The 13,740-nt window shown below is 68.4% G+C and carries 14 protein-coding genes; 10 read left to right on the top strand and 4 right to left on the bottom strand.

What is annotated here, in order from left to right; all coding sequences use genetic code 11:
* Positions 1–17 precede the first annotated feature (17 nt).
* Together E8A12_RS14605 and E8A12_RS14600 are read right to left on the bottom strand one after the other, a co-directional pair.
* Positions 18–653 carry a response regulator gene (locus E8A12_RS14605; protein WP_293370037.1) on the bottom strand — a complete coding sequence of 212 codons (636 nt, stop codon included), beginning with the start codon at positions 651–653 and terminating at the stop codon, positions 18–20.
* Complete coding sequence (locus tag E8A12_RS14600) at positions 646–3,387, bottom strand: PAS domain-containing sensor histidine kinase (protein ID WP_293370035.1); 2,742 nt, start codon at positions 3,385–3,387, stop codon at positions 646–648. The genes E8A12_RS14605 and E8A12_RS14600 overlap by 8 nt, the downstream gene beginning before the upstream one ends.
* Before the next feature lie 305 nt (positions 3,388–3,692).
* On the opposite strand from E8A12_RS14600, the gene E8A12_RS14595 reads away from it, so the two are divergent.
* The 4 genes from E8A12_RS14595 to E8A12_RS14580 all read left to right on the top strand — a co-directional run bounded on the left by E8A12_RS14595 (position 3,693) and on the right by E8A12_RS14580 (position 8,233).
* Positions 3,693–4,085, top strand: a complete 393-nt coding sequence (locus E8A12_RS14595; protein WP_293370032.1) for a hypothetical protein — start codon at positions 3,693–3,695, stop codon at positions 4,083–4,085.
* 38 nt (positions 4,086–4,123) lie between these two features.
* Positions 4,124–4,483, top strand: a complete 360-nt coding sequence (locus tag E8A12_RS14590) for a response regulator (protein WP_293370030.1) — start codon at positions 4,124–4,126, stop codon at positions 4,481–4,483.
* Between the two features lie 231 nt (positions 4,484–4,714).
* The gene (locus tag E8A12_RS14585) at positions 4,715–6,619 is read left to right on the top strand and encodes a DUF1800 family protein (RefSeq protein ID WP_293370028.1); all 1,905 of its coding nucleotides are present in this window, start codon (positions 4,715–4,717) and stop codon (positions 6,617–6,619) included.
* Positions 6,620–6,628: 9 nt separating this feature from the next.
* Entirely contained in the window at positions 6,629–8,233 is a 1,605-nt protein-coding gene (locus E8A12_RS14580; RefSeq protein WP_293370026.1) for a DUF1501 domain-containing protein, read from the top strand.
* A 17-nt stretch (positions 8,234–8,250) separates the two neighbouring features.
* On the opposite strand, the gene E8A12_RS14575 is transcribed toward E8A12_RS14580, so the two are convergent.
* Entirely contained in the window at positions 8,251–8,871 is a 621-nt protein-coding gene (locus E8A12_RS14575) for a ParB-like protein (protein ID WP_293370024.1), read from the bottom strand.
* 147 nt (positions 8,872–9,018) lie between these two features.
* On the opposite strand from E8A12_RS14575, the gene E8A12_RS14570 reads away from it, so the two are divergent.
* The 3 genes from E8A12_RS14570 (at position 9,019) to E8A12_RS14560 (ending at position 11,654) form a co-directional block, all read left to right on the top strand.
* Entirely contained in the window at positions 9,019–10,467 is a 1,449-nt protein-coding gene (locus tag E8A12_RS14570) for a Gfo/Idh/MocA family oxidoreductase (protein WP_293370022.1), read from the top strand.
* 2 nt (positions 10,468–10,469) lie between these two features.
* Positions 10,470–11,267 (top strand): DUF1080 domain-containing protein, encoded by a 798-nt coding sequence (locus E8A12_RS14565; protein WP_293370019.1) that lies wholly within the window; start codon positions 10,470–10,472, stop codon positions 11,265–11,267.
* 63 nt (positions 11,268–11,330) lie between these two features.
* Complete coding sequence (locus E8A12_RS14560; protein WP_293370017.1) at positions 11,331–11,654, top strand: hypothetical protein; 324 nt, start codon at positions 11,331–11,333, stop codon at positions 11,652–11,654.
* A 73-nt stretch (positions 11,655–11,727) separates the two neighbouring features.
* Here the strand turns inward: E8A12_RS14560 and E8A12_RS14555 are convergent, their stop codons facing one another.
* A complete protein-coding gene (locus E8A12_RS14555) occupies positions 11,728–12,120 on the bottom strand; it encodes a response regulator (RefSeq protein ID WP_293370015.1) in 393 nt (130 codons plus the stop codon).
* 193 nt (positions 12,121–12,313) lie between these two features.
* On the opposite strand from E8A12_RS14555, the gene E8A12_RS14550 reads away from it, so the two are divergent.
* From E8A12_RS14550 to E8A12_RS14540, 3 genes are all read left to right on the top strand, one after another.
* Positions 12,314–12,679 carry a hypothetical protein gene (locus E8A12_RS14550; RefSeq protein ID WP_293370013.1) on the top strand — a complete coding sequence of 122 codons (366 nt, stop codon included), beginning with the start codon at positions 12,314–12,316 and terminating at the stop codon, positions 12,677–12,679.
* Positions 12,680–12,900: 221 nt separating this feature from the next.
* Positions 12,901–13,215 carry a translation initiation factor 2 gene (locus E8A12_RS14545; protein ID WP_293370010.1) on the top strand — a complete coding sequence of 105 codons (315 nt, stop codon included), beginning with the start codon at positions 12,901–12,903 and terminating at the stop codon, positions 13,213–13,215.
* Positions 13,216–13,545: 330 nt separating this feature from the next.
* The coding region (locus tag E8A12_RS14540; RefSeq protein WP_293370007.1) for a hypothetical protein at positions 13,546–13,740 on the top strand (195 nt) is incomplete at its 3' end.

The following is a 13,740-nucleotide window of genomic DNA, read 5'->3' as shown; positions in this document are numbered from 1 at the left end:
CGATGACGATGCGGCGCCTAGCGCCCGCGTCCCGCAATCAGCGGCTCGACCCCTGCCGCGAGCGCGATGCGCACGGCGGTGGAGAGGCTGCGGGCATCCAGCTTGTCCATGACGTTGGCGCGGTAGATCTCAACGGTGCGGACGCTGATCTCGAGTTCGAAGGCGATGAGCTTGTTGGGGAGACCGGCCAACAGGGCGCTCAGGACCTCGGTCTCGCGGGGGGTCAGCTTGGCGACGCCGGCCTTGGCCTGGGCGGTCATGGCGCGGTCTTCGCTGACCGTCTCCAGCTTGACGAAAGCGTCGCGGGCCGCCTCCAGCAGAACGTCATTCAGATAGGGTTTTTCGAGGAACTCGAAGGCGCCGTACTTCATGGCCTGGACAGCAATGGAAATGTCGCCCTGGCCGGTGAGCACGATGACCGGAAACCCTATGCCGCGCTCGACCATCCGGCGCTGCACCTCCAGGCCGTCCATCTGCGGCATGTGGATGTCGAGCAGGACGCAGGCGGGGATCGTGGGGTCGACCTTGGCCAGGAACTCGACGCCCGAGGCATAGGTGGTGACGGCATAGCCGGACGCTTCAAGCAGCAGTGCGGCCGATTCCCGGACGTCGTCGTCGTCGTCCACGATGTGCATGGTCCGCCGGCTAGGCATGCTGCAATTCCTTGGTCACCAGGGGGATCGTGAAGCGGAAATCGGCGCCGGGACCTTCGGAGTCTTCCAGCCACATCCGCCCGCCGTGCGCCTCGACGATGCGACGGCAGATGGACAGGCCCACGCCCATGCCGTCGTTCTTGGTAGAGCGGAACGGCGAGAACAGCTGGGTGGCGAAATCCAGCGCCACGCCGGGGCCGTTGTCGCGGACCGAGACCTCGACCATGCCCTCCTTGGCCATCGTGCTGATGGTGAGCACGTGAGGCGCGGGCCGGCCGCGCATGGCTTCGGTGGCGTTGCGGACCAGGTTGACCAGGATCTGCTGGATCTGGATTCGGTCGGCGAGCACGCGGCCGGCCTTGGGCGAGAACTCGAAATGAATATCGGTTCCGTCAGCCTTGGCGTTGGGCGCTCCCAGCGCCACGGCGTCCTCGATCAAATGGTCAAGCTGCTCAATGCGGGCGTCGGCCTCGCCCCGGGCGATGAAATCGCGCAGGCGCCGCACGATCTCGCCGGCGCGCACTGCCTGGCCCTCGGCCTGGTTGGCGGCGCGCACGATGCGCGCGCGGGCGGCGTCGTCGAGGGTGCGGCCGCCATCGCTGAGCATGATCTTGAGCGCGCCCACGGAGTTGCCGATGGCGGTCAGCGGCTGGTTGAGCTCATGGGCCAGGGCGGCGGCCATCTCGCCCATGGCGCTCAGCCGGGAGACGTGGGCGAGCTCAGCGCGGAGCTGGGACAGGTGATCGCCGCGCACGGCGAGCTCGGCCTGGGCGCGGCGTTCGTCGGTGACGTCGCGGTAGATGCCGATGGTGCGCACATGGGCGCCCTCCGGCGAATAGAAGAACCGCCGCACGCCGTGGAAGTCGCGGATCTCGCCGTCGGCACGGCGCATGCGCACGTCATCGAACTGCTGCGGCTTGTGGGCGGCGATATCCAGGTCGCGATCCGGATCTTTCCAGACGACCATGGCGTCCAACTTGGCGAGACTTCCCTCCAGGCCGCCCTCGGGCAGGGCCAGAAGGCGCTCGAAGCCGGTGTCGGCGACGATGGTGCGATTGACGATGTCGGCGTCGGCGATACCCAGGTGATAGGCGTCGACAGCCAGCTTCAGGCGTTCCTGGTTCTCCTTCGCGACCGCCTCCGCGAGCTTTAGCTCGGTGACGTCGCGGTAGACCCCGATTGTCCGGACATGGACGCCTGCCTCGGAATAGAAAAACCGGCGCGAGCCGTACAGGTATCGAATTTCTCCGTCCGGACGGAGAATGCACATGTCGTCGATCATCGCCGGCAGACGGCGCGCCACCGCCTCTTCGGCTAGACGGCGCGCGGTCAGAACGTCGCCGTCAACGATCCGCCCGCGCAGGACGGCGAGCGACCCGTTCATCCCGCCCGGCTCGACGCCAAACAGGCGCTCCATACCCTCGTCGGCGAAGAGCACGTCCGCCGGCACGTCGATGTCGTAGATGCCGAGGTCATAGGCGCCGACGGCCAGCGTCAGGCGCTCCTGACTCTCGCGCAGGGACGCTTCCGCCAGCTTGAGGTCGGTGATGTCGCTGATGGTGCCGACGACGCGGTCATCGCCGTCGCCGGCATGCTGAAGCACCCATTGCAGCGCCACCCAGCGGATGCCGCCGGCCTTGGTCCAGTGCTGGATTTCCCCACGCCATTCTCCGTGCTCCCGGATGGCGGCGCGGGTCGCTTCGCGGACGGAAGCGCCTTCGACGTTCAGGAATTCGCCTGGCCGGCGGCCGAGCACTTCGGCCGCGGTCCAGCCGTAGAGGGCTTCACAGGCGGGCGGCCAATGCTGCAGCCTGCCACTCCCATCGACGATCATCACCGTGGAGCGCTCGAGAGCGCTGACCAGGATTTCGCGGCGGTTGCGCTCCCGGCCCATTGTCCTGGCGGCCCAGAAGGCCAGGAAGAGCAGGGCCACGGCGCTCAGTACGATGATCAGCAGCATCCGCACGTCGGGTCCGTAGAGGCCTGTGCGAACGCCGACGTTGGCCAGCATGCCGAACGCGACAGGGACCAGCGCCACCGGCACCAGCACGCGGGCGATCCGCCCCTGCTCGCCCCCGCCAGCCACCAGCCGCACCCAGCCGCTGTCGCGCTTAAGGATCAGCACTCCAGCGCACAGCGCGCCGACGCCGACGGATGTATTTAGCGCGATGCGCAGGCTCTGGTGCAGGATGGTGAGCTGCGTGGGATCCTGCAGCAGGTAGGGCAGGATCGACAGGCTGGCGATGAGCGCGCCGAGGCTGGCGGCGCCAATCGCCAGGAGCTTCAGCCGCGGCTGGCGCACGCCCACGCCGGTGAGGGAGGCGCCGAACAGCGCAATCACCACACAGGTGATGATGCTGGGCCGGCCGGGCCAAAGCGGCAGCGGCTGCTGGGCGAGGACCCGGTCGCGAAACAGCAGCAAATCGACGGGGACCGCGTGGGGCGACACGTAGGCAAAGAGCCAATAAAGGCACGCGCCGACCAGGACGGCGCCGGCGGCCCGCGACGTCCAGCGTTGGCGCATCGCACCGGCGGCGAGTCCGAACGCCCCGACGATCAGCGCGATCGCCGTGGTCGGCTGCAGAGCGACGGCTCCGACGATGACCGAGGTCAATGGGACGCTGCCGACCCGCCACCCGAGGAGCGCGCTGATCGCGATAGCCACCACAACGACTGCGATGAACACCGCAAATCGCTCCGGCTGCCGCAACCGCTGCGCGACTCCCAAGTCCATGAGCACCTCGAACGGCGTTATCCAACAGCAAGCTGGCCACATTCCAACAACCTATGCCAGGGGCATTCTTGTCGCAGTGGTTGTGTTTTGGCCGGTCAAGCCACCCAATTCTGCCCGACACCATGAAGGCTGGTCTGTTTCAATCTGAAATCTTTGTCATCACTCATGGGCCAAGATCGCCCGCCCTGTGGGCCTCCGCCCCCCGTAGTTTCCCTGAGTTGGGGCGGGCTGGAACGCCTTCTAGGGTCCCGGCGTCGCCCGGATCCCCCGCATTCCGCGGGGCTGGCGCGAGGACCCTCCAGGCCGTGCCGGCAGCATCGAAGCCACAGGCCAGCGCGATCGTCGTCGTGCGGGATCAGGTTCTGGCAGGGTCGCTGGAGCTTGCCCTCATCGCCGGCGGCTTGAACGCCTTCCTCTTCGATCCGGCGCAGGGGCTTGAGCGGCTGCCCCTGGACATCGCCATGACCCTGATCGTCGACGCGCAGCTCCTGACGCCCGACCCCGCGGTCTTCGTCGCCGGCCTGCGCGAGCGTCCCTGGGATGGGCTGATCGTGCTGATCACCGGGGACGGCGAGGCGCTACGCACCGTCTTCGCCCGCTCGCAGCGGATCGCCGTCCTGGAGATGCCCTTCGTGGGCGCCGACCTCATCGCCGCCATCCGGTCGGTGTGGCCGGACGAGGCGGCCGGTCGGTCATGATCCGTAAGGCCGCCAACCGATCCGCACAGGAGACCCCGATGGCCGCAAACGCCCTGGTGATCGACGACGAAGACATCTTCATCGGTCGATCGAAGGCGAAGCTCCGTACCGCCCTGGTGATCCATGGCGAGCCGCTGGTGGCGCGCAGCCTGGCCATGATCCTTGGGGCGGAGGCCTTCATCGTCGAGACGGCGTCGGCCGGCGCGGAGGGTGTCAGCCTGGCGCAGCAGGCGGCGTTCGACGTGATCATCCTGGGCGCGGACCTGCCGGACATGAGCGGCCTGGAGGCGATGAACCAGCTCAAGCTGGCCGAGGTGACGGCGGCGGTGGTGTTCGCCTCGGTGACGCCCGCGACGGCCGCCAAGGCCGCCATGCTGCACCTGTCGGACTGCTCCTGACCGGGCGGGCCGGCCGCACAGCCGCTCATGACGCACTGAGCTGCGGCGTCAATTGCGCACACCCCGCTCAGAGCCCTGAGGCAGCGTCGGCGCCAGGGCGTCGTTCGTGACAGGGATAACCGCTCGTAGCGCTGCCGTTCAGACGGGGTTCACGTTCGGAACCACATATCGGGAGAACGCTGTTCGCAGCGTATTGGGCGTCGACGCCGGCCAAGCCACGGGGGGTGAGCGATGGCGACTGAGGGTTCTACGGCAGGCAAGCTGGTGCTGGGCGTCGCCGCGGCAGGGGCTGCGGCGGTCGCGGTTTCGAAGCTGGCGTCGGCATTCGGCAACCTGACCACCGGATCGGTGACCGGCGACAGCAAGCTGGCCGCCGCCTTCCTGAACCGCGCCACCTTCGGGGCCAGCGACGCCTCGGTCGCCGCACTCGCCACGGGCGGGACCGACACCTGGTTCAAGACCCAGGCCGCCGCCGCGCCGACGCCTGGCGGGACGCCGGGCTACTGGGCCGCCACGCCGAGCTTCCATCTGGACTGGATCATTCGCCGTACCGCCGACTTCAAGGCCGACTATCAGGCCGCGGTCGCCGCCGCGGCCGCAGCGGCCGCGCCCGGGACCACACCGGCGAAAGTGAACCTGAAGAAGGTCACCAGCCTGCAGTTCCAGGAGAGCTTCTGGGCCCGCGCCGTCACCGGCGACGACCAGCTGCGCCACCGCATGGTCCTGGCGCTCTCGGAGATCATGGTCGTATCGTTCAGCGGCTCGACCATTACGCCTCGGATCGGGGCGTCCTGGTACGACATGCTGAGCGCGCACGCCTTCGGCAACTATCTCGACCTGATGCATGCCGTGACCCTGCATCCGGCTATGGGCATCTATCTCAACATCATCGGCAACCAGCAGGCCGACAACGACCCATCGCGCGAGCCCGACGAGAACTACGCCCGCGAGATCATGCAGCTGATGTCGATCGGGCTCTATCAGCTTAACCCCGACGGCACGGCCAAGACCGACGCCTCCGGCGCGCCGATCCCGACCTATGCGCACGCCGACATCGCCGACCTGGCGAAGGCCCTGACCGGCTGGGGCTGGTACAGCGCCAACCCGACCGCGAAGACCTTCTACACCCAACCCGGCGACGGGACGGACGCCAGTTCGCCGGATGTGCAGCCTCTGATCGCCTATCCGACCGACCATTCGCAGCTGGCCAAGACCTACCTGGGGCAGACCAGCCCGGCCTACGCCGGCCCTTCGCCGACGACGGCCGGGGGCATGGCGGCGCTGAAGGCCTACCAGATCCAGGATCTGAACACGGCGCTCAGCACCATCTTCAACCACCCGAACGTCGGCCCGTTCATCGGCTACCGGCTGATCCAGCGGTTCGTGACCAGCAACCCCAGCCCGGCCTATGTCAGCCGCGTCGCGGCCGTCTTCAACGGGACGGCTGCCAACGCCCGGGGTGATCTCTTCGCCACGCTGAAGGCGGTGCTCACCGACGCCGAGGCGCTGAATCTGACGCCGTCGACGTCGCCCACTGCAGGCAAGCTGAAGGAGCCCGTGCTGCGCATGAGCCACTGGCTGCGGGTCAGCGCGGCGACCTCCACGGCGGCGGCTTCGACGCCCGGCGGCAACTTCAGCCAGTATGAGGACTTCGTCTCGCCGACGGCGCTGGCGCAGGCGCCGCTGGAGGCGTCCTCGGTCTTCAACTTCTGGGCGCCCGACTACACGCCGCAGGGCTCGGCCATCGCCGCGGCCGGCCTCGTGGCGCCGGAGTTCCAGGCCGCCGACGTGCTGACCGTCGCCGGCTACGCCAACACCATCCTGCAGGTCATCCAGAACAAGGGCTGGCCCGGCGGCGACGTGGTCACGACCTACGCCCAGGAGATCGCCGCGCTCACCCCCGCCAACGCCGCCGACCCCGACACCAACCAGACCCTGATCGACAGGCTGAACCTCTACTACTTCGGCGGCCAGATGAGCTCGACCGTCTCGGCGCGGCTTGGGCGGGTGCTGACCGGCACGGCCTCGGCGGCCAGGGCGCCGACCGCGGCGCAGCGGGCGCAGGTGCGGCTCGACAAGGCGAGGAACGCGCTGATGATCGTGCTGACCTCGCCCGAATATCTGGTCCAAGGCTAGGGGGCGGCGATGACCACCAGGACCCAAGGACCTTCGCGGCGGCGCCTCTTGGCGGGGATGGCGCTCTATGGCGCGGCCGCCCCGCTGGCGCTCAACCTCTCGGCCATCGGCAAGGCGGCGGCCCAGGCCGCGGGGCCGAACGCGCCCTACCGTGCTCTGGTCTGCATCTTCATGACCGGCGGCAACGACTCCAACAACCTGTTGCTGGCCACCGACCAGGGCGGCTTCGCCCAGTATTGGGCGGCGCGGATTTCCGGCAGCGACCCTATCGCCCTGATGCCGCCCGGAACCCCGCCTGTGGCCATCGGCGGAACTTCCAGCGTCACCGGCCGCGCGGTCAAGACCACCGACCAGCCTGAGCATTGGGGCGGCGTCCTGCCGATCTCGCCCAAAACCCCGCAGCTGGTCCCCGCCGCCAACAAGGTTGGGACCGCCGACCAGGCGCGGACCTTCGCGCTCCACCCTATGCTGAGCGCCACCCAGGGCCTGTTCGCCGCAGGCAAGGTCGCCGCAATCGCCAACGTCGGCACGCTGCTCGCGCCGCTCACCAAGGCGACCTACACCTACCCCACGGCGACCACCCAGATCCCCCAGCGGCTGTTCTCCCACGCCGACCAGCAGGCGGCCTGGCAGTCGGGCCAGCTCGACGGGGCCGCGACGGGCTGGGGCGGTCTGATCGCCGACAGCTTCCAGGCGGCGCAGACGGGCGGCGACTTCTCTTCGATCACCACCGCCGGGAACACGCCGTTTCCGCAGGGCGTCGCCACCAAGTCGTTCCGGGTCAACTACGCGTCCAACAAGGCTTCGGCCCAGACCATCACCCTGACCGCGGCGAGCGGCGCCTACAACGAATGCGCCACCTTCCTCGCCGAGCTGCGCGCCAGCCTGCAGGACGCCTCGTCGCCAAACCAGCTGGTCCAGACCTACGCCGCGGCGGTGACGCGCTCGATCCAAACCTCGGTGGTCTACGACGCGGCGCTGTCCGCGGCAGGGGGCGCCTACGCGAGCGTGCCGATGCCGCCCGCCTTCACGGACCCGATCGCCGGCAAGGTCGCCGACAACCCGCTGGCCGACCAACTGGAGGCGGTGGTGCAGACCGCCGTGGCCCACGCCTCGCTCGGGGTCCAGCGCCAGGTGTTCTTCGTCCAGTACGGCAGCTTCGACACCCACGACGGAGAGAACCCGCGCCAGGGCCTGCTGCTGGCCCAGCTCGACCATGCGCTGACCTACCTAGATACCGCCCTGACCCAGGTCGGCCTGTCACAGGCGGTGACCGCCTTCACCGCCTCGGACTTCAACCGCACCTTCACCACCAACGGCGACGGCACCGACCACGCCTGGGGCGGCCACCATCTGGTGGTTGGCGGCGCGGTGAAGGGCGGCGATATCTACGGCGCCTATCCGACGCTGGGCGTCGACAAGCTGGCCAGCGGCTCGACGCCGGCCTTCGTCAACCCCGACGCCAGCGGCACGGCTCTGATCCCCACCACCTCGGTGGAGACCTACATGGCCACCATGGCGACGTGGCTCGGCGTCACCCCGGCGCAGCTGGCGACGATCTTCCCCCGGCTTGCCAATTTCCCGACCCAGAACCTGGGGTTCATGACGGCCTAGAAGCGCGGCGGCCGAGCTCAGACGATCGGGTTCGGGCCGCACCAGCCGGGCAGGTAGGCCGCGGCCTCGTCCTTCGCCAACTGCAGCGCCTGGGTGAGGGCGGCGGAGAAGTTGCCCTCGACCAGCTTCAGCTTCACCCGCCGGCGCAGGAAATCGGCCCAGATGAACTCGCTGAAGGGCGTGATGTCCTTGGCGAAGCCGCCGGCGCGGCGCAGCTCCCCGGCCAGGCTGCGGTAGGGATCGTCGGTCATGCCGGCCAGGGACGACGGAACGTCGGCGAAGTCGCGCCGCTGGCCCTCGCTGTCGTAGAGGTGGCACCAGTCGCGGTTGTCGAGATAGATCCAGAACTCCGGCTTCTTCAGCGCCCTCAGGTCCGCCATCACATTCACCAGGATGTCAGCGACCCCCTCCGCCATCAGGGCCCGGCACAGATGATGATGGTCGATGACATAGGGATGGCCCTTGGGTCCCACGACCACCGGCACCATGTGCCTGCCGAGGAATTCGGAGCCCTTCTCGTCGGACTGCTCACGCCATTGCCGGCGCTTTTCGGCGACTTCGCGGAAGCCCACGGTCATCTGGGTCGGCCGCAGGCTCTTGATCGGGATCGGATTCAACACCGGCTCGCGGGCGGACATGGTCAGCTCTCTTCTCGTTGGGCGAGTGGATATGACGACACCGGCGGGACCGTTGCAAATCCAGGCTGAGAGCCGCCCGCCCTTGCCAATATCCGCATCCCACTGCCCAATGCCCGGCAACAAATAGGTTTCGGGGAGAGACGGGCGATGGCGGTCTATGATGTGAGCGGTCGGCGCCTGGGGCCGGGCGGGCTGACGCGGCGCGGAGCGCTGGGCGCGGCGGCGGGGCTGGCGGCGGCGGGCCTGGCGGGCGCGGCGTTCGCGGCGGACAAGAAGAAGCCGACCGCGGCCAGCGACAAGGTCAACATCGCGGTGATCGGCGCCGGCGGCCAGGGCGCGGCCAACATGACCAAGCTGACCGGCCAGAACATCGTGGCGACGGCGGACGTGGACTACGACCACGTGCTGCACGCCCTGGTCGACAAGAGCGGCTGGATCGCGCCGGCCAAGGAGCCGCTGAAGGCGGCCTACGACAAGGCCACCCGCTACACCGACTACCGCAAGATGCTGGATGCGCAGAAGGACATCGACGCGGTCCTGATCGCCACGCCCGACCACCACCATGCGGTGGCGGCGCGCTGGGCGATGGAGCGCGGCCACCACGTCTTCGTGCAGAAGCCGCTCACCTACAATATCACCGAGAGCCGCAAGCTGGCGGCGCTGGCGGCGGCCAATCCGAAGATGGTCACCCAGATGGGCAACCAGGGCCACTCCGGCGACGACGGGCGCCGCGTGGTCGAGCTGATCCGCGGCGGGGTGATCGGCCCGGTCCACGAGGTCCACGTCTGGACCAACCGGCCGGTGTGGCCGCAAGGGGTCGCCAAGCCCGCAGCGGTCGGCGCGCCGGGCAGCCTGGACTGGGCGACCTGGCTCGGGCCGGCCAATGTCGACTGGGGTTACAACCCCGACTACGCGGCCTTCAACTGGCGCGGCTGGACGCCGTTCGGGTCCGGGGCGCTGGGCGACATGGGCGCGCACCTGATCGACTTCCCCTTCTGGTCGCTGGAACCGGGCCTGCCCACCAAGGTGGAGACCCGCCACTCCCGATGGGCCGGCAACGCCAGCCTTTGGGACACCAAGCGCCCGCCGGTGATCACCAGTTATCCGCTGGCCAGCGTCACGCACTACGAGTTCGGCCACGCGAAAGGCGGACCCCTGACCATGGTCTGGTACGACGGCGGAATGCTGCCGCCGACGCCGCCCGGCTTCCCCGCCAACATGTCGATGAGCGGCGACGGCGGGGTTCTGTTCATTGGCGCCCGCGGCATGCTGATGCACGAAACCTATGGCGAGAAGCCGGTGCTGATTGGCGAGGGCCTGGACGCCGCGGCGGCCAAGATCCCGCAGTCGCTGCCGCGCATCGAGGGCGGCCTGCAGGGCCACGAGATGAACTGGATCCGCGCCATCCGTGGCACGGAGAAGATCTCCTGTCCGTTCGCGTACGCCACTCAGCTGAACGAGACCATGAACCTGGGCGTCGTCGCGCTGCAGGCCGACCAGGCGATCGAGTACGACGGCGTGGCCGGCCGGGTGACCAACGTCGCCAGCGCCAACCAGTACCTGAGCCGAGAATACCGCAAGGGTTGGGAACTCTGAGCATGAAATCGAACCTCGCCGCCGCCGCCGCGGGCCTGTTGCTATTCGCCGCCTCCGGGGCCCTGGCCCAGGCGGTGCCGCCGCCGGCGGGGTCGACCGCCAAGCCGCAGGACACCGAGCAGTGGACGCCGGTCCCGCCGGTGGTGACGCCGGGCAAGACGTATGGCCAGGCGCCGTCCGACGCCATCGTGCTGTTCGACGGCAAGGGTCTCGATCAGTGGGTGCAGACCAAGGACAAGTCGCCGGCCGGCTGGGACGTGAAGGACGGCGTGCTGGTGGTCTCCAAGACCCACGGCAACATCGAGACCAAGAAGACCTTCAAGAACTACCAGCTGCACCTGGAGTGGCGGGTGCCGACCGACGTCACCGGCTCCGGCCAGGCGCGGGGAAACTCCGGCGTCTTCCTGGCCGGCACCGGGCCGGGCGACGCGGGCTACGAGCTGCAGATCCTCGACAGCTACAAGAACGAGACCTACGTCAACGGCCAGGCGGCCAGCATGTACAAGCAGAGCCCGCCGCTGGTGAATTCCATGCGCCCGCCCGGCGCCTGGCAGACCTATGACGTGGTCTGGACCGCGCCGACCTTCGGGCCCGACGGGAAGGTCAGGACGCCGGCCAAGGTCACGGCCTTCCACAACGGCGTGCTGGTGCAGAACGACACGGTGCTGACCGGCGAGACGCTCTACATCGGCAAGCCGTATTACAAGGCCTACGACCGCGCCCCGATCAAGCTGCAAGCGCACGGCGACCCGAGCCCGCCGCTCAGCTTCCGCAACATCTGGGTTCGCGAGCTGCCTTAGGACTTCCTTAGCGTTCGAGGAGGACCCTGAAGCGGGGGGCTGAGCTCATTCAGGAGCAAAGTCATGAGTGCTATACCCGCTATTAGCGGCGCGGGCGGCGGACTATCGCCGATTTCTGCCGCGACTCCACCGGCCCCGACCGTTCCGGCCGGGGGCGCAGGCGCCACCCAAGGCGCAAGCAGCGGCGGCGGCGGTGGCGGAGCCAGCAGCTCCTCCAGCGCCACCACCTCGACGTCCGTGACCAACTCGGACGGGACGATCACCACCACCGTGACCAACACCCAAGGCGTTGTGCAATCCGTCAATACGACGGGCACGCCGGACGGCGACTCCGGATCCTCCGACAGCAATTCCAATCCGGGCAAGCTGTTCAACGTCAAGGCCTAGGGGCCACACGCCACAAGGCGGATCTGTCATCCCGGTTTTCCCAGAAGGGGAAGGCCGGGACGCACAGTTGCGCTCAGGCGGCGGCCGCCGGCGGCAGGCGGGAGCTGCGCACAGCGATCCGATCGCGCCAGGCGCGCGCCCGCAGGATCGCGCCCTGCACGGCGAGCAGGCTCACCGGCTTGGACAGGGTCCCGTTGAAGCGGTCAGGCAGGTCGGCGAGGTCGGTCGACCAGGCCAGCACGAACTGTTCGTCCGGCAAGCTGCAGGCGACTTCGTCGCCGGACAGGCCCGGCATGTGCCGATCGAGGCAGATCAGGTCGAAGTGGTCGACGCTTGAGGTGGTCAGCGCCTGCGCCCCATCCTCGGCGACGCAGACGTCGCAACCGAGATGGGTGAAGATCTCCGAGAGAACCAGCCGGTTCACCGGGTGATCGTCCACCACCAGCACGCGCAGGTCACTGGACATTGCATCCTCCCACGGGCGGTTCGCCGCCCTTCGTTCAGCTAAGACGCTTCGGCGGGCGCCCTCAATTTCGGAATGATCCGTAAGGGGTTTCACGGAGGCGGGAAGGGACGCCGGCGGTCGCGCCGGGCCAGCCCTCATTTGCGACTCGCGCGCCTCGAATGTTCTGCTTATGTTCTCCCTGGGAGGCACGCAGATGGTCCGCGAGACAATGCCGCCGCCGGGCTACATGAAGACCCGCGACTTCGCGCCGATGCGCCAGCAGGTTCCCTTGAGCGAGCTGACCGGCGACGCGCGCGGCGACGTCTGGTTTGCCTGCACGCGCTGCCCCCACGCCGAGCGCAGGGCGCTGGCCGATCTGCGCGCGCGGTTCGCGCCCGACGCCGGGCTGGTCAATATCCTGAACACCCTGAGGCCGAAGGACTGCCCGAAGTCCGAGCGCAACGCCTCGGGGATCGTGGGCTGCGGATTCCACTATCGGGACTTGGCGCGAGGCCCGTCGGCGCGGGGCTATCCCGCCTCTGCGGGGATGAGCGGGGGGGGCGCAACTGCCGACAATTGAGCCCGCCTGCGAAACCCGTTCACGGACGCGGTCGGCGTTACTCGCGCATTTCAGGGCTAGTTCCGAATTTGCAATCTGTCGTTGACCAATGCCCGTCCGTGAGCCTCACTACAGTCAAGCTTAGGGGGGACTACCAAATGCGAATCTTAGTTGTGGCGGGGCTTTGCCTCGGCCTTAGCGCCTGCGCGACGGTTACGCGGGGCTCGAACGACACGTGGAGCGTGAACACCGAGCCATCCGGCGCGGCGGTGAAGACCACAAATCAATTTGCGTGCGACGCTACGCCCTGCACCTTCAAGATGCCGAGGAAGTCCGAGTTCGACGTCACTATCACCAAGGCCGGCTACAAGCCCTGGACCGGCCACGTCACCCACCATGTGGCGGGCGCCGGTGGCGCGGCGATGGCCGGAAATGTCATCCTGGGCGGCCTCATCGGGGCCGGAGTGGACGCCTATTCCGGCGCCATGAACGACCTCGTGCCGAACCCGCTGAAGGTGCAGCTCGAAAAGGCCGAGGAGCACGCCGAGAACAAGTGATCGCGGTGGGGTGAAACGCGCGGAGGACCTCGGCGTACGCGCTGGGGTCCTTTTTGCTGGGCGCTCTTCGCCGCATCCGCGGAGAGGGCGTCTCGCGTTCGGTCCTCGAGCAGCCTCCGCAGGCAGGTGGGTTGCCCGTGCGGGCCGCGACCGGCTTGAGCGCTTCGCGCAAGGATGGGCGGTTGATGTGGTCCCCCGTCCGACATTCGCACTGAAGCCGGAACTACGTACGTCGCAAGCGAAGTTGAATGTCTCGCTAGCCGGAAGGATGCATGACGCCTTAGGCGGGTTCCCATTCCGTTCCCAACAGACTCCCGCTAACAATCCCGGGTGACTCAGGTCCCCGCCTCCCTCGATCTCGCCCCCGCGCTGGTGGTGCTGCCCGGCCCGCGCGCCGCCGTGGCCGATGCGACCGGGGCGCAGCCGCTCCGCACCCCAGACGCGCGCGACCTGTTCGAGCAATGGCCGGTGTTGGTCGCCCATGTGTCGATGACGGCGCGGCGGTATGGGCACGCCCAGCCGCCG

This window comes from Phenylobacterium sp. (genome assembly GCF_004799395.1).
Classification (GTDB): domain Bacteria; phylum Pseudomonadota; class Alphaproteobacteria; order Caulobacterales; family Caulobacteraceae; genus Phenylobacterium.
The sequence above is the reverse complement of the archived record's forward strand: the minus strand, read 5'-3'. Positions and strand labels throughout refer to the sequence as shown.